The 19,939-nt window shown below is 49.7% G+C and carries 21 protein-coding genes and 1 pseudogene; 12 read left to right on the forward strand and 10 right to left on the reverse strand.

Translation table 11 applies throughout. From position 1 onward, the window contains the following. Both Q0605_RS05985 and Q0605_RS05990 read left to right on the forward strand, forming a co-directional pair. Positions 1-265: pseudogene (locus Q0605_RS05985) on the forward strand (3-phosphoserine/phosphohydroxythreonine transaminase); the annotation flags it as partial. Between the two features lie 418 nt (positions 266-683). After that, entirely contained in the window at positions 684-923 is a 240-nt protein-coding gene (locus Q0605_RS05990; protein WP_298705105.1) for a DUF333 domain-containing protein, read from the forward strand. A gap of 446 nt (positions 924-1,369) precedes the next feature. On the opposite strand, the gene Q0605_RS05995 is transcribed toward Q0605_RS05990, so the two are convergent. Continuing rightward, complete coding sequence (locus Q0605_RS05995; protein ID WP_298705107.1) at positions 1,370-2,056, reverse strand: hypothetical protein; 687 nt, start codon at positions 2,054-2,056, stop codon at positions 1,370-1,372. A gap of 238 nt (positions 2,057-2,294) precedes the next feature. After that, complete coding sequence (locus Q0605_RS06000) at positions 2,295-2,432, reverse strand: hypothetical protein (RefSeq protein WP_298705109.1); 138 nt, start codon at positions 2,430-2,432, stop codon at positions 2,295-2,297. 117 nt (positions 2,433-2,549) lie between these two features. Here Q0605_RS06000 and Q0605_RS06005 point away from each other — a divergent pair, with 117 nt between their 5' ends. Beyond that, entirely contained in the window at positions 2,550-2,675 is a 126-nt protein-coding gene (locus tag Q0605_RS06005) for a hypothetical protein (RefSeq protein ID WP_298705111.1), read from the forward strand. Between the two features lie 118 nt (positions 2,676-2,793). Here the strand turns inward: Q0605_RS06005 and Q0605_RS06010 are convergent, their stop codons facing one another. Genes Q0605_RS06010 through Q0605_RS06030 form a run of 5 tightly spaced genes read right to left on the reverse strand, consistent with a single transcriptional unit; the run spans position 2,794 to position 7,026 of the window. Next, entirely contained in the window at positions 2,794-3,297 is a 504-nt protein-coding gene (locus tag Q0605_RS06010) for a flavodoxin family protein (RefSeq protein ID WP_298705113.1), read from the reverse strand. After that, positions 3,294-4,508, reverse strand: coding sequence for a radical SAM protein (locus Q0605_RS06015; RefSeq protein WP_298705115.1), 1,215 nt, complete (start codon positions 4,506-4,508; stop codon positions 3,294-3,296). Before Q0605_RS06015 ends, Q0605_RS06010 begins: the two co-directional genes overlap by 4 nt. After that, complete coding sequence (locus tag Q0605_RS06020; protein ID WP_298705117.1) at positions 4,509-5,291, reverse strand: ABC transporter substrate-binding protein; 783 nt, start codon at positions 5,289-5,291, stop codon at positions 4,509-4,511. After that, positions 5,288-6,061: an ABC transporter ATP-binding protein gene (locus tag Q0605_RS06025; RefSeq protein ID WP_298705118.1), complete on the reverse strand. Its 774-nt coding sequence runs from the start codon at positions 6,059-6,061 to the stop codon at positions 5,288-5,290. Before Q0605_RS06025 ends, Q0605_RS06020 begins: the two co-directional genes overlap by 4 nt. Further along, positions 6,058-7,026, reverse strand: a complete 969-nt coding sequence (locus Q0605_RS06030) for an iron ABC transporter permease (RefSeq protein ID WP_298705120.1) — start codon at positions 7,024-7,026, stop codon at positions 6,058-6,060. Before Q0605_RS06030 ends, Q0605_RS06025 begins: the two co-directional genes overlap by 4 nt. Before the next feature lie 554 nt (positions 7,027-7,580). Here Q0605_RS06030 and Q0605_RS06035 point away from each other — a divergent pair. The 5 genes from Q0605_RS06035 (at position 7,581) to Q0605_RS06055 (ending at position 11,696) form a co-directional block, all read left to right on the forward strand. Beyond that, on the forward strand, positions 7,581-9,662 hold the full coding sequence (locus Q0605_RS06035; RefSeq protein WP_298705121.1) for a carbon starvation CstA family protein: 2,082 nt from the start codon (positions 7,581-7,583) through the stop codon (positions 9,660-9,662). Then, positions 9,649-9,864, forward strand: coding sequence for a KCU-star family selenoprotein (kcuS, locus tag Q0605_RS06040; RefSeq protein ID WP_298705123.1), 216 nt, complete (start codon positions 9,649-9,651; stop codon positions 9,862-9,864). Before Q0605_RS06035 ends, kcuS begins: the two co-directional genes overlap by 14 nt. A 192-nt stretch (positions 9,865-10,056) precedes the next feature. Next, a complete protein-coding gene (locus Q0605_RS06045; protein WP_298705125.1) occupies positions 10,057-10,215 on the forward strand; it encodes a hypothetical protein in 159 nt (52 codons plus the stop codon). Positions 10,216-10,509: 294 nt separating this feature from the next. Further along, positions 10,510-11,526: a hypothetical protein gene (locus Q0605_RS06050; RefSeq protein ID WP_298705126.1), complete on the forward strand. Its 1,017-nt coding sequence runs from the start codon at positions 10,510-10,512 to the stop codon at positions 11,524-11,526. A gap of 5 nt (positions 11,527-11,531) precedes the next feature. Next, positions 11,532-11,696 (forward strand): hypothetical protein, encoded by a 165-nt coding sequence (locus Q0605_RS06055; protein ID WP_298705128.1) that lies wholly within the window; start codon positions 11,532-11,534, stop codon positions 11,694-11,696. A gap of 586 nt (positions 11,697-12,282) precedes the next feature. Here the strand turns inward: Q0605_RS06055 and Q0605_RS06060 are convergent. Next, the gene (locus tag Q0605_RS06060) at positions 12,283-12,663 is read right to left on the reverse strand and encodes a CrcB family protein (RefSeq protein WP_298705131.1); all 381 of its coding nucleotides are present in this window, start codon (positions 12,661-12,663) and stop codon (positions 12,283-12,285) included. A gap of 356 nt (positions 12,664-13,019) precedes the next feature. Continuing rightward, a complete protein-coding gene (locus tag Q0605_RS06065) occupies positions 13,020-13,751 on the reverse strand; it encodes a sulfite exporter TauE/SafE family protein (RefSeq protein ID WP_298705133.1) in 732 nt (243 codons plus the stop codon). A 557-nt stretch (positions 13,752-14,308) separates the two neighbouring features. On the opposite strand from Q0605_RS06065, the gene Q0605_RS06070 reads away from it, so the two are divergent. Then, positions 14,309-14,455 (forward strand): hypothetical protein, encoded by a 147-nt coding sequence (locus Q0605_RS06070; protein WP_298705135.1) that lies wholly within the window; start codon positions 14,309-14,311, stop codon positions 14,453-14,455. A 176-nt stretch (positions 14,456-14,631) separates the two neighbouring features. Here the strand turns inward: Q0605_RS06070 and yaaA are convergent, their stop codons facing one another. After that, on the reverse strand, positions 14,632-15,363 hold the full coding sequence (gene yaaA / locus Q0605_RS06075; protein ID WP_298705137.1) for a peroxide stress protein YaaA: 732 nt from the start codon (positions 15,361-15,363) through the stop codon (positions 14,632-14,634). A gap of 127 nt (positions 15,364-15,490) precedes the next feature. Between yaaA and Q0605_RS06080 the strand changes: the two genes are divergently transcribed. From Q0605_RS06080 to Q0605_RS06090, 3 genes are all read left to right on the forward strand, one after another. Next, the gene (locus tag Q0605_RS06080) at positions 15,491-17,173 is read left to right on the forward strand and encodes an anthranilate synthase component I family protein (protein WP_298705139.1); all 1,683 of its coding nucleotides are present in this window, start codon (positions 15,491-15,493) and stop codon (positions 17,171-17,173) included. A gap of 315 nt (positions 17,174-17,488) precedes the next feature. Then, positions 17,489-19,102, forward strand: coding sequence for an anthranilate phosphoribosyltransferase (gene trpD / locus Q0605_RS06085; protein ID WP_298705141.1), 1,614 nt, complete (start codon positions 17,489-17,491; stop codon positions 19,100-19,102). Next, positions 19,103-19,939, forward strand: an 837-nt coding sequence (locus Q0605_RS06090; protein WP_298705143.1) for a DNA adenine methylase, incomplete at its 3' end; no start/stop codon positions are given.

The raw sequence follows: 19,939 nt of genomic DNA on the forward strand, positions 1-19,939 counted from the left end.
TTATGGCGCGATCGATGCCAGCGGCCGCTTCTACCGCGGTCACGCGCAAAAGGATAGCCGCAGCCTAATGAACGTGAGCTTTAATATCGCGGACGCCGCGCTTGAGCCCATCTTCGTCGCGCAGGCGGAGGCAGAGGGGATGATCGGACTTAAAGGACACCGCGTCCTAGGCGGCATCCGCGCCTCGATCTACAACGCGATAAACTATGAAGACGTAGAAAAACTGACCTTCTTTATGAGCGAGTTTGCGCGCAAAAACGGTTAGCGGCGGTTAAATTTAGGGGGTTTGAACGCGGCTCGTGCCTATAGACGAGATTGTCTAGGATCCGTGCTTGCCTTGCCGCTAAGCTGGTATTTGCCATAGTCCTCGCTTTTATAGCCGGTATTTTACGGCAGAAATAGCTTTGATGCGGCTTGGATTTCGCTGCTAGAATTTTATTGAAGGCAAAATTTTATGATGTTAAATTTTGCATTGGATGAAGTCTGATGGCTTTGATTTTGCAGCGGCGAGCGGACTTGGCGCTGCTGGGATTTATTAGGTAGGATTTAACATTTAAAACGCTATTATCGGTGTTCGAGGAGGGTCGGCGGTTTATTTATGTAGGCGCAGGCCGCTTAGCGTATCTGGCGCCTAAATTTAAGCTTAACCCTAAAAACAGGCAAAATTAAACGAAAGGATTTAAATGAGTTTTAAGAGATTGTTTGCAGTAGCGCTTGCGGTGGGCGCTTTCGCTTCGGTGAGCGCAGAGGCTAGCGCTGCTGGGGATTTTTGTATCAAAAACGGCGGCGAGCTAATCGTCCGCAAAGACGGCAACGGCGTGGATTACACCGTTTGTAAGCTGCCCGACGGCACTATGATCGATGCTGAAGAATTTTATAAAACAGGCGGCGATTTGAGCAAATTTAAGAGCGTAAATCGATAGAATTTTATCGATTGTGAGATTTGCAGCAGCGAAATTTCATAAAATTCTGCGTCAAAATTCCTCTTTAAAATTTAGATGAATTCTAACTAGCAAGCGTTAGCACAAGTAAATTATTTGGGTACCTCATACAAAGTGAGGGCAGCAGAGTGATGGAAGAAATTCAATTATCCAAACATCAACGATGTGCGGAGATTTTGCTCCAGTAAGGTGCTGAAAACGGCGACTACGCAAAGCAGAAATATTTTAAGCGATTTGACGCAATGTAGACAACCTGCTAGATTGCTTGATTACGACGCAGGTTTTTTTGGATATGCGATAAGCGTTTGTGCCCATACTTGCTGAACTTAAATTTTAGCCGTTCGTGGACGTCGCTCGCTTCCTTTTTTTTGAAAGGCTCAAATTTTAGTCGCTCGTGGGCGCTCATTCGCTTCCTTGCCTGCGTAAATTTAGCGAGTGAAAACCACGATCTTGCCGCGTTCAAACGCGATTTGTCGCCCTGCTAGATACAGCTCGAAGTAGGGCTTCAAAAAGTCCTCCTGCGGCCTTTGCGCGTAGTTTGGATACTGCAAGTACGCCGATAGCAGATAGTCGCAGTTAATCGAATAGTACGCCTCGCCGAGCACCCATAGCTTTGCATCGAATTTCGGCGAATCTATCATCCACTCCGTGATCGCCTCATAGACGGCGTCCGCAAGCTCGTCTTTACTATGCGCAAAATCAAAACTTTCCTGCACGCGAGCGGATTTTATCTGCTCAAGCATCTCTAAAAGCTCGTTCTTGCCTAGAAATTCGGCGAAAATTTTTAAATTTCGAACGTGCGCTAAAGCTAGGCTCTTAAGCGCTTCGCCACCAAATTTCGGATCCTGCGGTGGGCAAAAATACCCGGGCGCCATGCCCTGATCGAACGCCTCTCGCGTTTGCTGCGCCGTGACTGCGTAGATCGGCATTATGCGCGCTTGCAGCTCGGTGCCGTTTTGTAGCGGCGCAAACACCGTCCGCGCGCCCGCGCCGTCAGGCATAAAGCACTGAAAAAGCCCGTAAAGCTTATCCTGCAGATCGATCTCTTTGCAATCTAAGCTTAAATCTAGCCCCGCAGCCTCGTTAATGCGACTAGCGTACTCGAAATTCGTCATTTTCGCCCCTTTAAATTTTGACCGTCAAAGCGTTTGGGTGGAATTTTACCTAAATTTTACGCATTTTCCGAATTAAAATTTATGTGCGATGAGACTTTTATGGAATTTAAAATTTAGCGGTTCGGTTTGAGCTGATCCTGCGGCAAGGCGGCGGAGAGATTGGCGGCGACGGGCGATAGCCGATGATCGCGACCGCGGCACTCGCAGGCCGGTTGCTCGCAGAAGCGGATTTTTGCGCTCAGGCCGTCGCAAAATGGCGGGCAGTGTATTGGATGACGGCGGCGCTTATAGCGCCCGTGATGAATGCCGTGTTTTTTATAATCCCTCCTTCGGTAGAAATTTTATTAAATTTAGCCCGCCCTTTTATCGCTTGCATTAGTAGTGCCCTTCCATCTACTGGCTGTATCGTCGAAGAGGCGCAAACGCAGCATGCAATGTAATTTTACAGATCTTTTTATTTTGGCTAAAATAAGCAAAATTTTAAAGGAAAGATATGCTGATTTCTTACTCGCTGCAAGATAACCGAAAATTCGCTAAAATGAGAACTAGAATTTCGCGCAGAATTTATAAAGGGAACAAGTTCATCCGCGCCGTCTGCGCGACAGATTTGCTTGTATGAATGAAATTTATCGTCCAAATTTAGTAAAAGATAAAATTCCAAATCGCGCGTGAAGTGGTGTGAAATTTTATTTGGTTTTGTTTCACCGCGCAGCGGTTTGCACGACTTGCTTTAAATTTTACTTTATCCCCGCAAATGCTGCTTTTGCGCCCGCCAAATCCTTCTCGTCCGGGTGCTTCGCAGCCTCCGCCCAGCGCGCAAGTCGCTCGGGAGTGATAGGGTGGGGCGAGTTGCCGCCGGCCGCCATTTTGCGCATCGTCTCAAGCAGGTTCGGATCGATCGCGCCCTGGCAGGCAAACTCCCTTATAATCTCGTTGCCGTTTGCTTTAAGCCCCTCTTCAAAGGTATCCAGGCACTTGCGCGAGTGTTCGCCGTCCGGCTCCGCGCCCAGAGTCATAAAAACGCCAAGCTTCTTGCCGTGAATCTTGCGTAAAAAGCGCATAAATTTCGCTTCGGCTTCTCCCTTATCGACGTAAAAGCCTAAGACTATGAAGTCGTAGTCATCGACCTCGCCTTCAAAGTCGCGGAAATTTAGGCTTTCGCAGCCTAGTTGTTCGGCGATCGCGTCGCCCACTTTTTTCGTGTTGCCCGTTTGCGAGGTGTAAAGCACGATTTTTTTCATACAAAATCCTTTCTAATGATGTTTGCTATCTCTTCGTTAATATTATTGCCCCAAAAAACTCCATCCAAGTTTAAGACTGATTTTCCATCCTTAAGCTCCAAAAGCCCCCAGCTCTCAAATTCCTTTAGTTTCTGCAGCGCTTCGTCATAAACGCTCGCGCTTAGGCCGTCTTTTAGCGCGTTTAAATTTACGATCGGATACTGAAAGAGGCTGCAAAGCACGCCGTATGCGCTTTCGCGCTCATTGGTGCGCGAGATCATCTTGTGCCCCGACACGCCGTAAATTCCGAAGCCCGCTATGTGTCCGCCCGCGCCGTTGCCGATAGGCAGGATATCCGTGCCCTTGTGGCTTAGCTTGATGTAGCCGTAGTTATCGCGACCTTTGCGAGCAAGTTTAGTAAGCTCCAAAACCTCGAAATTCCCGCTTCCAAGCAGCGCCTCTGCGAAAGTGTGGTGCAGCTTCTTATCGGTCGGCAGATCGTAGTAGGAGGTGTCGATCTTTTTGGATAGCTCCGAGCCATCGAAAAACATTAGCGAGTAAAAGCTGGCGCTATCTAGACCTAGCTCATCTACGTAGCGCGCGTCCTCTAGTGCTTCCTCCACGCTTTCGCCCGGGAAGTTGTAGATAATGTCGCAGCAGAGCATGCCGTCAAATTTTTCTCTAAGATCCTTCAGTCGCTTGATCGCGCGAGAGGGCTTATGCACGCGGTTTAAAAGCGCGCGCCCCTGTCTGCTGAAGGTCTGCACGCCTATACTAAAGCGGTTCACGCCGAAGCTTTGCAGAGCGAGCGCTTTTTGCGTATCTAGATTATGTAGCGTGGTCTCTATGCTGATCTCGCAGTCGTCCGCGATCTTAAAATTTTTATGCAGCGCGCCCAGAACCTTTTCGAAGTGAGCTTCGCTAAATACGCTCGGCGTGCCGCCGCCGAAGTAGATGCTTTTAACGCTTTTGGTATCGAAATAGGGCATCTCGCCGTAGTCTTTGATCTGGCGGATCAAAAATTTAGCGTATTCATCCAGCTCGTCGCCGAGTTTGGAGCGCATCATCGAACAAAACGAGCAGATGTTGTCGCAAAATGGAACATGCAGATAGATTACGCAATCGCTGTCTTTCGCGGGCTGCTCCAGCGCGTCGAACAGCTCGTTTTCGCTCGCGGAAACGCTCTCGAAAAGCTTGGAGCGATGGTGGGATTTAATGCGTTCTTTAAACATCTATTTCGTTGCCTCCGCGTAAATTTCATCCACCGTCTCGCCGATCTGCGGGCTGCCCCGCAAGATGAGCGTCGGAGCTTTTAAAATTTTGCCCGATTTTACGGCTTTGGTATTTTTAAGGATCGGATTTGCCTTTAAAAAATCCTCCGTCTCGCCGCCCACGACGACGATTATATCGGGATTTTGCTCGAGGATGTATTCGGCAGATACCGAAGGCGTGCTGCCTTTTAGGCCGTCTGCGATATTTTTGGCGCCTAGGCGAGCGAAGATATCGCCTACTAGGGTTTTGTCGTTAAAGGCCATAGTGGCGTTTGAGCCGAAAAATAGCGCTACTTTTTTGCCGCGAAGAGCGGGTTTGTCTGCAAAAATTCCATCCATCCGCGCGCAAATTTTATCCGCCTCGCTCTCTTTTTTTACGATAGTCGCGATGGTTTTTACGTTTTTGCAGATATCTGCGGTGGAGTTTGCATCCATCGCAAGGCTCTTAAGCCCTAGCTTTTGCAGATTCTCGCTAACGCCTGCGGAGTGAAAGCTCGTGATGACCAGATCGGGCTTAAGTTCGACGATCTTTTCCATATTCGGCTTGACGTAGGTGCCTACGCTAGGCAGTTTTGCGGTTTCTGCCTCCGGGCGGATCTTGCTCATCGAGGTAGTTGAGATCGCAGCGATCTGATCCTGTGCTCCCAAAGCGTAGATGATCTCGACTGCGGCGGGGTCAAGCACTACCAGGCCTTTGGCGAGCGCAAAACCCGCCGAAAGCAAAGCTATAAGAATTTTTTTCACATTTTCTCCTTTTGCGGTAAGATAAATTTGGTTCCCAAATTTTCGACTATCAGGGCGTCAAAGCCGTAAATTTCTTTTATGATCTGCGGTGTAAAAAGCTCGCTCGCGCTACCGCGATACCTCACTGCGCCGTCTTTTAGCATCAAAATTTCATCGCAAAATAGCGAGGCTAAATTTAGATCGTGCAGCACGATGACGCTCGTTAAATTTAGCGTTTTGGTTAAATTTTCGCAGATCCTCATCGCCTCGATTGCGTAGTTTATATCAAGCGCGCCCGTGGGCTCATCGAGCAGTAAAATTTCAGGCTCGCTTACGAGCGCTCTGGCAAGCAGCACGCGCCCGAACTCGCCGCCGCTTAGCTCAAACGCGCTGCGATTTAAAAATCTCTTCACATCCAAAAGCTCGGCGATTCGCTCTACCTTGTCGCGGTCGCTGGCATCGTAGCCGCTAAATGCACTTTTTAGGCGGCAAAATCTGCCCGCAAGTAAAATTTCATTCACGTTTAGCGCGGCTGCGAGGGCTGTTTTTTGCGGCACGAAGCCGATGAGTGCGGCAAGCTCTTTGAGGCTATATTCGCTTGCTTTTTTGCCGTTTATTTCGATGATCCCGCTTGCGGGCGTTAAAATTTGCAATATATTTTTTAGCAAAGTGCTCTTGCCGCAGCCGTTAGGACCCAAAATTCCGTAAAATTTCCCCCGCTTTAAATTTAACTCTATGCCTCGCAAGATTGCCCGCTTGCCGTAGCTGAAGTTTAGCGCCGAAATTTTCATGCATGCTTCCTAAACGCGAGGTATAGAAAAAATGGTGCGCCGAAAAAGGAGGTCACCACGCCGATCGGAATTTCTACCGGCGAGAGGGCGTTTTTAGCGATTACGTCGCAAAAGACCAAAAAAACTCCGCCGGTAAGCGCGCTAGCGGGGATCAGCACGGCGTTGCTCGCCGTATGAAGCGCCATTCGAAGCGTGTGCGGAATGATGAGCCCCACGAAGCCTATCATCCCCGTAAATGCGACCGAAAAGCCGATGATGAGCGAGGAGACGATGAGTAGGCTCTTTTTGGACTTCTCGACGTTGAGCCCCAGCGACTTCGCCTCCTCGTCGCCGTTTAAGATGATATTTAGCTCGTGGCGCTTCGCATAAAAATACGCCATGCAAAACAGCAGCGGCGGCAGCAAAAGCGCGATCTTTTGCCAGTTTGCTCCGCCTAGATAGCCCATCATCCACGCCGTAATCCTAAAGCTATCCTCTCCGATTAGATAGACCGCGAAGGATGTAAATGCGCCCAAAAACGACGATACGGCGATGCCTACGATCAGCAGAGTAGAGATCGAGCGGGTGTGAGCCGCGAGCTTAAAGATCACGAGCGAAAGCCCGCTGGCGGCCAAAAATGCAAAAATTCCGTAAAAAACGTCGCTAAGCCCCAGCAGGTAAGCTATGACCGCGCCGAAAGTCGCTGCCGAGGCGATGCCGATGATGTAAGGGTCCGCAAGCGGGTTTAAAAATACGCTTTGCACCACCACTCCCGAGGTTGCCAGCAGCGCGCCTATTAAAATTCCAAGCACGAGGCGCGGCAGGCGCATTTGCGTTAGAATTAGCTCCTTGGTTTCGTCTATCTCGCCGAAGGTGAAAAATTTCGCGACATCGCCCAGCGAAATGCTCGCCCCACCGCTACTTACGGCCACTAAAGCAAGCAATATAAAAGCTGCGATTAGAAAGAGATAAAATTTAAAGCTCATAGCCCACCAGGCGAACTATACGCGCAGATTTCGTCGCGGCGGATTTTAAAATTTAAGCGGCGTCGGGAATTTATGCATATGGGATTTATGAAATTCTCGCGGCTGGCGCAATTATTTTTGAAGCTTGCATAGCTTTTGATATCAGCGCGCAAAAGTGCGTAGCAGCACACCTGATCCAGCATAAATTTCCTCCTAAAAGTATTCGCGATCTTTGTTAAGAAATTAAAATCGTTATCATGGGATTTTATCGCTTGATTTCTTAAACCGCGATAAATTCCGTAACGGCTAAGAGCTGCGGAGTTAAATTTGGACGATTAAATATTAAAATTTCGCGCGCCGTCAAGCCGCCTATTTAAATTTGAAATTCAAAATTTAGGTGTTAAATTTAAACGCCGAAAGAGCTCTTTTTAATTTCGCGATTCAGCTTTAAATTATAAAAACGCCGATAAAATACGCACTAAATTTTATTTAACGAGCCCAGCTTTAAAGCCGCAAGCCGTTTTGTTAAACGACGAATTGCGCCAAAGCCGCTCGCTAAGCTTTAAGGAGTGAGCATGAAATTTTGGCAAAAGATCCTTTGGGCGGCGGTTGCCGTCATAGGGGCGTGGTGTTTCGGCGTACTTGCGCTAAATAAAGGCGAGAGCATCAGCGCCGTCTGGCTTGTAGTGGCCAGCGCGTGCATCTATCTGATCGGATACACCTTCTACGGGCGCTTTATCGCGTATCGCGTCTTTGAGCTGAACGATCGCCGCGCAACTCCTGCGGTGATCCGAAACGACGGACGCGATTACGTCCCTACGAACAAATACGTCCTTTTCGGCCACCATTTCGCCGCTATCGCTGGCGCCGGACCGCTCGTAGGCCCCGTGGTAGCCGCACAGATGGGCTATTTGCCCGGCACTATTTGGCTTTTGGTAGGCGTCGTGCTCGCAGGCGCGGTGCATGATTTCATCGTGCTCGTGCTATCTACGCGACGCGGCGACAAGAGCCTAGGCGAGATGATCAAAGATGAGATGGGCAAGCTCACCGGCGGCATCGCGATGATCGGGATTTTTTTCATAATGCTGATCATCGTGGCGATCTTGGCGATGGTCGTCGTAAAGGCGCTTGCGAACTCGCCGTGGGGGCTTTTTACGATCGCGATGACGATACCGATCGCCGTATTTATGGGAATTTATATGAGGTTCTTGCGCCCGGGCAAGGTCAGCGAGGCATCGATCATCGGCTTTGTTTTGTTGATGCTTGCACTTTGGGGCGGACATTACGTCTCGATCGATCCGTACTGGCACGACGTCTTTTCGCTAAAGGGCGAGACACTCGCGCTTCTTACGATCGGCTACGGCTTTGTAGCGGCGATTTTGCCAGTGTGGCTGCTGCTTGCGCCGCGCGATTATCTAAGCACCTTTCTTAAGCTTGGCGTCATCATCGGCATGGCGGTCGCGATAATCTTTGTCGCACCCGAGCTTAAAATGCCCGCTACGACGAAATTTATCGACGGCACGGGTCCCGTTTTTGCAGGTCCGATATTTCCGTTTTTGTTTATCACTATCGCATGCGGCGCGATCTCTGGCTTTCATGCGCTGATCTCCAGCGGCACGACGCCGAAGATGGTGGAGCGCGAAACCCACACTCTTTTCATCGGCTACGGCTCGATGCTTATGGAGAGTCTCGTGGGCGTAATGGCGCTCGTAGCGGCGTGCATCCTAAGCCCGGGCGAATACTTCGCTATCAACTCGCCCGCTGCGGTGCTGGGCAAAGACGCGGTAAGCGCCGCGGCGTATATAAACTCTATCGGATTTAGCATTACGCCCGAGCAGATCGGCGCCTTGGCTTCAAACGTCGGCGAAACCACGATGATGAGCCGCACGGGCGGCGCTCCTACCTTTGCGATGGGGCTAACGATGCTGCTGCATCAGATCATCGGCGGCAAGGAGCTGATGGCGTTTTGGTACCATTTTGCGATCTTGTTTGAAGCGCTGTTTATTCTGACCGCGGTCGATGCGGGCACGCGCACGGGGCGCTTTATGGTGCAAGAAATTTTAGGCAACGTCTATAAGCCGTTTTCCGATACCAAAAATTCCCTCTACGGCATCATCGCGACGCTGATCTGCGTGGCGGGCTGGGGCTATCTGCTCTACAGCGGCGTTACCGATCCTATGGGCGGAATTTACACGTTGTGGCCGCTTTTCGGCGCGTCCAATCAGATGCTCGCGGGTATCGCGCTGCTGCTTGCGACGGTGGTGCTTTTTAAAATGGGCAAGCAAAAATACGCCTTCGTTACGATCGCTCCTGCGATCTGGGTGCTTATAACCACGCTTTATGCGGCGATCTTGAAGCTGATGCCGGCTAACGGCGAGCGCGTGCACGACGCGGTAAGCCACGTGGCTATCGCGCAAAACACCGCCGCCAAGCTCGCTAGCCTAAGCGATCCTGCGGCGATCGAAAAGGCGCAGGCTATCATCAGAAATAACGTCATCGACGCCGTGCTATGTGCTCTTTTCGTCGTCGTTACGATCATAGTCATCGCCCAAACGATAAGGATGTGCCTTAAAATTTCAAAGGGCGGCGCGAATGAGGGGTATTTCAAACTGGCAGAAAGCGAGCACATAGATAGGGGCGTTTATGAAAAAGTTTAAATTTAATCCGCTCGCAGCCCCGAAGGCGGTGGCGAGGTTTTTGGCGCGCGCGGATGCCGCGCTTGCGCCGCTCATCGGGCTGGGCGATTATGAGGGCTACCTGCGCCATTTCAGAAGCGCCCATCCTGACGAAGTCCCGCTAAGCAAGGCAGAATTTTTCCGCGCGATGCAAGATAGCAAGGCAAAAAACGTCAAGTGCTGATAGCGGCGAAAGGGCGCGGTCGCGCCGTACTCATCGCCGGCCCGCGACGTTTTGCCGTCATGTCGTGAAATTTCGCTGCGGATCTGAAATTTTAAATTTGATAGGGTGCGGGCGCGCGAGTCATGAAATTTAGCCCGCTGCTAGAGATTAAATTTTGCGCATGCCTCTTTAAATTTGCTCGCACCTAAGGCGTTGAGATTTATCCTTGCCGCTGCGCCGTACTCATCGCTAGCCGCGACGCTTTGCCGTTATGCCCTGAAATTTCGTGTGGAGCTTCACAGAGCTTCGGCGGATTTTACTAAGGCGCGCTCGCTAAATTCCGCGACGGAGCCGCTCTGGTTTAAGGCGTGAAATTTCGCTATGGAATGAAATTTCGCCGCGGATTTGAAATTTTAAATTTAGACTAGGGCGCGGATAAAGTGCGCGAACGAAGTTAAAATTTAGCGCGCCGCATAAACCGCCGCCGAGAGAAATGCGGGTTAGAGTGCGAGCCTGTAGACTACGAAGTCATATTACTAAACAAAAAGGCGAACTACTAAAAAGCCTTAGCGAAGCAATAGGCGAAGCGTACAGACAATACGCGGAGGATTTCAAATTTAAAGCAAAATTTTATGCTTTTTAGGTGCAACGAGGTAAAATTTGGACATGAAAACTTTTATAAAAATTTTAAAAATTACCGCCTTGGTCGTGAGCGTTGCATGCGTACTTTTTGTGCTGTATATATTTGTGATTTTAAATTTGCTTTTTTCATCCGATACGCCCGAGGGTTGCGATCCTAGTATGCCCACTAGCGCTTGCGATTATATCGATGAAAAATTTGAAAAAGAGCTACAAAATTTGCCCCCAGTCGCCGCTCTGCCGCCATTAGACAAAAGACCCGTATTTTGGCTAGGCGAGAAAAAATTCGCAGGAGGTGCGAAGTTTGATTATCTATACATTAAGGACGATTTTGGGGTCTGGCTTAGGTATGAGGACAGCGATAGCGACGACTTTTTGCTGCAGAAAGATATGCCGGAGCTCTACTATGGATACGACGAGATCGACCGCTCGCCGGATTTAGATTGGGTAAAAAGAGAGCTTGGGTATTACAGATACGGCATCTACGATATTTCGCTTTTTGAAAATGAAGCCAAGATATTTTCTCAAACTGCATATAAAGTTGTCAGAAAATTTATCGGTTTCTTTAATCTACACTCTATGAGGGGCACATCTTTTGCAGCTCCGCAAGGCACCGAGGAAAATTTAAATGCCATAAGCGAGCTTCAAACTCCGCTTGCGGATTTTCCGCAAAAACCGAACTACTCTGCGCTTGGTTGGGCTGATAAACCAGAAGCCAGAGGCTATGTCGGAGATGAAATAGCCAAAAAGCTCGCTCGCAACGTCTTTGAGATAGAGGGCGATGGGTGGCGACAGACCATCCGTATAAACAGCCGCGCCAAGGATATCAAGGTTATCTGCGGAGATGAAATTTGCCTCGCGCTTGCCTTTGATGAGAGCGAAATCAATAGCTGCGATAACGGCGCTGCATCCACGGCAATTTATACGCTAAATTTAAAGCAAAAATTTAATAATTTTCATACGCTTACTAGTAGGAATTTTAACTACGTAAAGCTCGGCGATAAGTATACTTTAGACGATGTGGAATCATTAAGTATACTTTAGACGATGTGGAATCATTTAAAATAGTTTTATCGAGATTCAGATATATCGAGGGGTATAACAAAGGTCGTGAAATCACGGACTACGAGGTTATCTTGCGAAATAGCGAGGGCGAACAGGTCAATGAAATTTGCAGAAATGAAATTAAGAGGGCTCACAGTCGCTTGCGATAAATCTAAGATAGCGCTGCAGGATTTGACACATAAGATCGTGATTTCGGCGCGCTTTAATTTAACTTCTAAAATTTACGTGAGAATTTTAAAATTCTAAGCTTCAAGCTTTAAAATTTGCCCGCGGAGCTTTTAAAATTTATCGCGCGGCTTAGGTTTATTTTATCCGCGCCAAGACAGCGAAATTTTTAGGGCGTCGCAATAACTAGGCGCAAGATAGCGAAATTTCACAAAGCTGCGGCAAACAAGATACGCAGAGAATGCACGCAAATTTCAAATTTATCTGGATTTTGCCAGCCTGCCCGACGCCGAGCACCATTATTTAGCTACAATCCCTCTCGCTCGCTTTACTTTTCGCTCGTCTTACGATTTGCTCGCCTTATAATTCCTGCTTGATATTGCACTTTGCGAAACTACTTGCTGCGCGCCCTTTCGCAAAACTGCACGGCATATCGTATTGTGCCCATCGCTCGCAAATTTTGCAGCACATGCGCGCGATAAAATTCCGTAGCGCAGGCACTTTCAATAAATTTTGATTTAAAAACGCAGGCTAGAGGCGATTTAAATTTAAAGCTCACGTGCTCCACGGCTAGCCTGCAAGCGCTCTGCCCGCGAGCAGCCCAGCGTAGCAAAACAGCATACAAAAGCATACGCTTAAGACCGCGTTTAGCATGCCTATAGCAAATTCTCGCGCCAGCAATAATTGCAGCGTATCGTAGCTGAACGTAGAAAATGTCGTAAAGCCGCCCAGCGCGCCTGCGATAAAAAATACCCGCACGCTCTGCGTTAAATTTAGTGCGAGCAAAAACCCTATCAGCAGGCTTCCCAGCGCATTCACGCAAAAAGTAGCGATCGGAAACGCACTCCAAAATCCGGCGCGATCCATTGCACGCGCGATCGCTCCACTTAGGCCTACTCGCGCCATCGCGCCTACACAGCCGCCTAGCCCAGCTAAAATCAAGTTCGTCAATCCAAGTCCTTTTAAAATTTGTAAATTTTATTTCGCCATCTAACTTCCATAGGACGAAAGATGTGCGACTTCGCTATTTTAACGCGGTCAGTTAAAATTCCGCTTTTAAAATTTGCTCGCACTTTTTGAAATTTCATTTTAAAATTTTACTTGCGCGACGAAACGCGACGTTTTACGCGCCGCCGCAAAACGGCGATCAAACGCGCGCAGTGTAAGAGGACGGCAAAGCAAAAAACTATGAGACGCAAAAGGGTGGCGTAGCAAAACAGCGCGAATGCTTAAACCGCGCTTGTAGCAAAACCGAGGCAAGGCAAAACTATAGCGCGGCAATCGCTGCAGCGCTACTACAGCGAGCGCTACTGCAGCACCTTTTTTAGCGCCAGCGCAAATAGCACGACATAAAGGACGAGCAGCCATTTTTTCTGCGTTTCGCGCTTTGCACGGCGAGCCTGAGAGGTGCCGAAATATACGCCCAAAAGCCCGCCCACGGCTAGCAGCGCGCCGCGTTCGTAATCCACATGGCCGTTGTACGAAAGGCTCAAAAGCGCGCTAAATGAGCCGAAAACGATAAAAAATAGCCCCATACAGACCGCTCTTTTGATATCGACGCCCAAAAATCCGACCAATACGGGCGTTAGAAATACCGCGCCGCCCACGCCCATGCTAAGCGCGATCGCGCCGATAGCAAAGCCGATGAAAAACAGCACCGCGCCGTGGGGATCGGCGTTGCCGCCGCTTGTTACGTTCGTGCTAAAGAGTTTAAGAAATGAGATCGCAAGCGTCAGCAAAAGACCGATCTCAAGCACGATTTCTGGCGAGTATTTTACGATGAAGCCCGATATGCTCGCGCCGCACAGCCCTCCGAGCCCCACCGCGATACCGCTATCTAGGCGGAGTCTGCCCGCGCGGTAGTTCAGATATGAGCCGAAAAGCGAGACGATGAACATCTGCATCACTGAGATGCCCGCGGCGGTCTTGACGTCGTATCCCAGAGCCATCATCACGGGCATTACAACCGTACCGCCGCCGATACCGAAAAAGCCCGATATGAAGCCCACGACGGCGCCGATAAAGGGGAGTTCTAACATTTTGATCCTTGAAATTTGAAGAGAAGTTTATAGCTTTAAAATTTAAAGCTTGATAAATTTGTGGAATTTTGGCTTTGAGAGCGGGGATTTGTGAGATTTCTAGGCGAGGGATTTTGATTGTAGAATTTCAGCTTGAAATTTATGCCCCAAATTTTGATTTGAAATTTTATCTGGAGTCGGCTTGGCTTGAAAGTTTGCAGGCGAGATTTTAGCTCGAAATTTCAGCGCGCGATTTGCAAAATTTTAAAATTTACGGGATTTTAAGGTGTGGAATTTCGGCTTGAAATTTTATGCAAATCAGCCCGCCTGCGTTTGTTCGTATTGCGGCTTGGCAGCGGATTTTAAAATTCTGCGCCCAGACTGCGGCGGTTTAGCGTAAATTTTAGATAAAATTTCACGTTTTAATCGCAACGCAGTATTTTTTGCCGCGATTAAATTTTCGACAGGATTCTATCGCGGCGAAATTTCATACGGCAAAATTCCGCACAGTAAAAATTTAGACAAAATTTTGCGGCAAAATTTCCGCGCTCTATATTCTGAAAATTGCCGCAAAACCGGTGCAAAGTCACGACAAGATCGGCGTAAAATTTTATGCGGAGTGGGCAAACGCAAAGAGCGTAAATTTTGCTCTGAAAAATCCTTACGGTAAAATTTCGCCGCCAAAAGCCCGCCTAAAGCTAGCCAAAAGAGTGCAAAAAGACTAAAAAAGTCGCCGCAAAATCCTCACGCCAAAATTCCGCCTGCAAATTTCTCCGGGCAGAATTGCTTTGGATAGGGCGGGATTTGGACTCGCGACAAATTTTCCGAGCTAAATTTTACGCAAAAATCCGCATTAAATCCGCAAACTTGATCGTAAATTTCTCCGAGCGGTTTTCGCGCTTTATGAAATTTCCAGCACGATCTCCTTTTTTAGCCCGATCTGTTTGATCTCGAGCACGGAAGCGCCGCTCAATCGCAGCGCAAGCACCTCAGCCTCGCTGCAAGCGCGAGCCTGTGTGATTTCGCGTAGCACCTTGCCACGCCAGGCCTTGGCGTAGTGGCTCAGTACCTTGCCGCCTTTGATGAAACTAAAACTCAAATAGTCGCGCTTCATCTCATAAAATTTTTCGTAAAATCCCGCGCGCAGATCCACGATGCACTCATCTGCCAGATACCGATCCAGCGCGGCGGAGAAGCTATCGCGATAAAATTTTGCCGCGTCTATGCCGCCGAATTTTTCGCCCTGCTTGAGTTTGTAGTTCGGCAGCGCGTCGCCACCCAGCACGGGGCCGAAAAGGTTTGAAAAAATTATCGTGTTTCGCTCCGCAAACTCCTGCGCGCCGGGGCCTAGCGACGCGTAGCCTAGGGCGCGATACGCGGTGCCCGTGTAGCGCAAAAGCGCCTTCGCGCAGCCTTTTTCAAAGATATTTTCGCGCAAAGAGGCATCCCATTTTTTCAGCCCGAAAAGCTTGCAAAGCTCCGCCTCGCTTGCTTTATCCACAAAATCCGCGTAGGCGCGCAGCATCTGCAGGCGCTTTTCGTAAAGATCTGCAAAGATGAAATTTTGCTCGCAAATGCGCGTGCCGCCGCTTTGCTCGCTTTTCATCTCGCTTGGGGAAAATAAAATTTTCATACGCTCTCCTTAAAATTTGCTAATTTTACTAAAATTTTGCTTGTATTCAAGCCCGCTTAAGCTCGCGCCGCCCGCTCAAATTTAAGCTAAGCAGCGTATAATGGCGCTAAAAATTCCAAGGACGAAAATGCTTTTAGAAGAGCCGCTGTTTTACTACCGCGAAATTTTAAAGACGCATCCGCAAAGCTACCTCGCAGAGGACGACGCTCAGGTCATCATCGGCATCGATTGCGATTACTTCGACGGATTTAAGATGAGTTTTGAGGCTTTGAGGCTTAAATTTGATGAGGTGAAGAGCGCAAAAGAGGGCGCGAGCGAGTTTAAAAACGCGAGCTTTGCGGGACTTTTCGGCGTTTTGGGCTACGACATCGTGCGCGCGTTTGAAAATATCGGCTCGCCGAAGCAGGTGCTTTATGACTTCCCGCCGTTTTTTTACGCCGACGCCGCAAACTACCTGCATTACGATAAAATCAGCAAAATTTACGATTTTTACGGCAAAGATGCCCAAATTTACGAAAGCCTGCGCGGGCTAAGCCCGCAGGCTTCGCAGCAATCCGCCGAAGCAGCAGGCACGCCGCAGAGTGCCGCAAAAGCGGACGCCGCGATAAAAAGCGGCTCAAAATCGCAAGGCGCGTCTGAGCCGGAGCCTAAGAAAAAAGAGCTTAAATTTAAAATTTTAACCGATCTGGGCGCCGAGGAGTCGCATTTTAGCGCGATGGTCGAGGCTGCAAAAGAAAAGATAAAAAGCGGCGACGTGTTTCAGGTCGTGCTGGGCGAAATTTTAGAAGTCGGCACGAATCTGGGCAGCTTGGAGTTTTACGAGCGACTCAAAAAGAACAATCCGAGTCCCTATATGTTTCACTTCCCGACGCCGTACGGTTGCGTCGCGGGCTCCAGCCCCGAGCTGATCATGGAGATCAAAAAGGACGAAATTTTCGTCGCTCCCATCGCGGGCACACGCAGCAGAGGCGCGAATGCCGAAGCGGACGCGGCGCTCGAGCGCGAGCTTTTAAGCGACGAAAAGGAGCTTGCGGAGCATCGGATGCTGATTGATCTAGCTCGCAACGACATCGGCAAATTCGCCGCGCCCGCCTCGGTGCGGGTGCAAAACGCGATGCACATCGTGCGCTACGAAAGCGTGATGCACATCGTAAGCGAGGTTTACGGCAGTAAGCCGCGCGGGGTAAGCGCGTTTGAGGTGCTTAGCACGATCTTCCCTGCGGGCACGCTAAGCGGCAGCCCGAAGATCCGCGCGATGCAGATCATAAACGAGCTGGAGCGCTACGAGCGCGGCATCTACGGCGGCGGGATCGGATTTTGGCGCTTTAGCGGCGACGTGATGCAGGCGATCTTGATTCGCTCGGCGATCTTCGTAAATCGCGACGCGCAAGATTCCTGCTCGGACGAGGATTTTAAGCGAAATTCCAACTTAAATTTAGACTCTGTTTGCGGCGAGGAGAAGTCCGAAGCGACGGAGATTTGCGATTTCGTAGCGCAAAAGAGTAGTGGCGAGGCGCAAAATTTAAAGCCGCGCGCAGGTGGGTGCGAGGCGACATTAAATTTAAAAGCTCGCGTAGGCGGCGCGGCGCTAAATTTAGAAAGCGAGCCGAGCTTTAGCCGCGCGATGCGGTTTGAGGCTGCCAAATTTAGCGCGGAGAATTTCGGCTGCGAAGGGCTAAGTAATCTCGTATTTATCGGAGCGGGAGCAGGTATCGTTTACGACAGCTCGCCAAAGAGCGAATACGCAGAGATCTGCAAAAAGCGCAAAAGCCCGCTCAAGGCGATAGAGGAGCTATGCGAGGAAGCTTAGACGCTTTAAATTTAGCTAGCCGGGCGCACCGCTTTTCTGTGCGAGTTTGATTCGGCTAAATTTAAAGCGTATCGCTGCTAGGATGTTAAATTCAACGGCGAGCTTCATTCGGCGCCGCAAAGCCGAGATACATATCGGCTGCAAAGCAGCGTAACGTCGCAGCTGATGTAGTAATGCCGCAGCCCCGCGAGCGGAATTTTAAATTTAGCCCGCAGCGGCGCTAAAACGGCGCTAAATTTAGCCGCCGCAAAGCGGTTAAATTTAAACTATTTAGAATTTTAAAGAGGCGTAAACGCCCTAAAAAAGGATAAAATTTTGATTTTAATGATAGATAATTACGACAGCTTCGTTTTTAATATTTATCAATACATTTTGGAGCTAAGCGAGGAGGAGGTGCGCTACTTCCGCAACGATGAGATAACGCTGCAGCAGGTGCGCGAGCTTGCCCCGTCGCACATAATCCTAAGCCCCGGGCCAAATCACCCAAAAGATAGCGGCGTCTGCCTGGATATTTTGCGCGCGGATTTGGACGTGCCGATTTTGGGCGTGTGCCTTGGGCATCAGGCGATCGGATACGCGGCGGGCGCGGAGATAAAGCAGCTAGAGGTGCCGCTACACGGCAAGAGCTCGGCGATCGAAATTTACGCAGATGGCGTGCTTTTTAGCGGGCTACCGCGTAAATTTGAAGTGATGCGCTACCACTCGCTTTATGTGGACGAAGCTACGCTGCCGCGCGAGTTTGAAATTTTAGCAAAGAGCGAAAATGACGGCATTATAATGGCGATGAAGCACCGAAATAAGCCGGTTTTTGGCATTCAATTTCATCCCGAGAGCTTTTTTACTCAATACGGCAAAAAGATCATCGAAAATTTCATCAATTACGGCAAAAAGATAATTTTAAAGGAGAAACTCGTGGTAAATTTCGCCCCGTTTATGTTGAAGCTACAAAAGGGCTTCCCGCTAGATAGCAACGATTATGCGGTCATTTGCAAGGCGCTTTACGAGCAGGATTACGACATCGTGCAGCTTGCGGGGCTGCTCGTGCTCATCAGCGAAAAATCGCTCTACCCAAGCAGCCTTACGGCGCTCGTGCGCAGTATCTTAAAATACTCGATCACCTACGACGATCCGAGCCCGATGTTTGACATCGTAGGCACCGGCGGCGATAGGCTAAAGACGATCAATATCTCCACGACCGTGGCATTTATCGCGGCAAGCTTCGGCGTGCGCGTCGCCAAGCACGGCAACCGCGCGATTACCAGCAGATCGGGCAGTTCCGATGCGCTAGACGCTCTGGGTGTGCCGCTACTTAGCGATCTGGCGCAGATCAGAGCGCTGCTAGATCGCACCGGGCTAGCGTTTTTTCACGCGCCGTTTTTTCACAAAATCACTGCCGAGGTCAAAGAGGTTCGCAATCGCCTAAAAATAGGCACCGTCTTTAATATAATGGGGCCGCTTCTAAATCCGAATTTAAGCCTAAGCAATCAGATCGTGGGCAATTATCTGGAGGAAGTAAACGGACTCATCGCCGAAACGCTTATGATTTTGGGGCGCAAGCACGCTCTGGTGGTACACGGCATGGACGGCATGGATGAGATCAGTCTGTGCGACGAGACGCTAATCCACGAGGTCAAGGACGGCAAAATTTTAGAATACCGCGTAAATCCAGAGCAGTTTGGCTTTGCGCGAGCATTTCACGGCGATATAGAAGGTGGCGACGGCAAGGCTAATGCCGAAACTTTAAAGCAAATTTTAAAAGGCGAGCTTGGCGGACCGAAATTTGACATCGTCGTGCTAAACGCGATGTTTGCGCTATACTGCGCCGATGTCGTGTCAAGCCCTGCGGAGGCTAAGCCGCTCATTTTAGAGGCGATAGGATCGGGTAAGACGTGGGAATTTTACGAAAACTACGTAGGGGCGAGAGCTTAGATGGCTAGCGGCGAAAAGAGGGAGTTTTTAAGCGAGCAGCTCATCAGCTATCTGGGCAACAAGCGCTCGCTGCTAGCGCCGATCGAGCGGGCGATCTGCGAGATTAAGGCGGAGCTTGGGCGGGACAAGATCAGCTTCGCGGACGTCTTTAGCGGCAGCGGCATCGTAGCGCGACTGGCTAAAGCACACTCAAACCTTGTGATCGCAAACGATCTGGAGGGCTACTCGCGCGCGATAAACTCCTGCTATCTTTCAAATTTCAGCGACGAGCTGTGGCGAGATTTGAGCGAGCTACACGCCGAAATTTTAAGAAATTTTACGCCGAAGGAGAGCTTTTTTAGCGAGCTGTACGCGCCGAAGGACGACCGGGATATCAAGGCGGGCGAGCGCGCTTTTTACACGCGCCGAAACGCCCTAATTTTGGACGGGCTTTGCGAGCAGATCGGTAAAATCCCGCAAGAATTTCGCGATTTTTTCACCGCGCCGCTACTTAGCGAGGCGAGCATCCACTCAAACACGGGCGGCGTTTTTAAGGGCTTTTACAAAGACAAAGCGGGCGTGGGCAAGTTCGGCGGCAGCGGCGAAAACGCGCTAGCTCGCATAATGGGCGAAATTTCCCTGCGTCTGCCCGTGCTTTCAAGCTTCGCCTGCGAAAGCGCGGTCTTTCAAGAGGATGCCGCGCGCTTTGCACAGAGTGCACGCGAGCGCTTTTCGCAGCTTGACGTCGCGTATTTTGATCCGCCCTACAATCAGCATCCCTACGGCTCGAACTATTTTATGCTAAATTTGATCACGGATTTTATAAACGAGGGTAAGAGCCCAAATGCTGCGGAGCTT

It is taken from the genome of uncultured Campylobacter sp. (genome assembly GCF_938017705.1).
Taxonomy (GTDB): domain Bacteria; phylum Campylobacterota; class Campylobacteria; order Campylobacterales; family Campylobacteraceae; genus Campylobacter_B.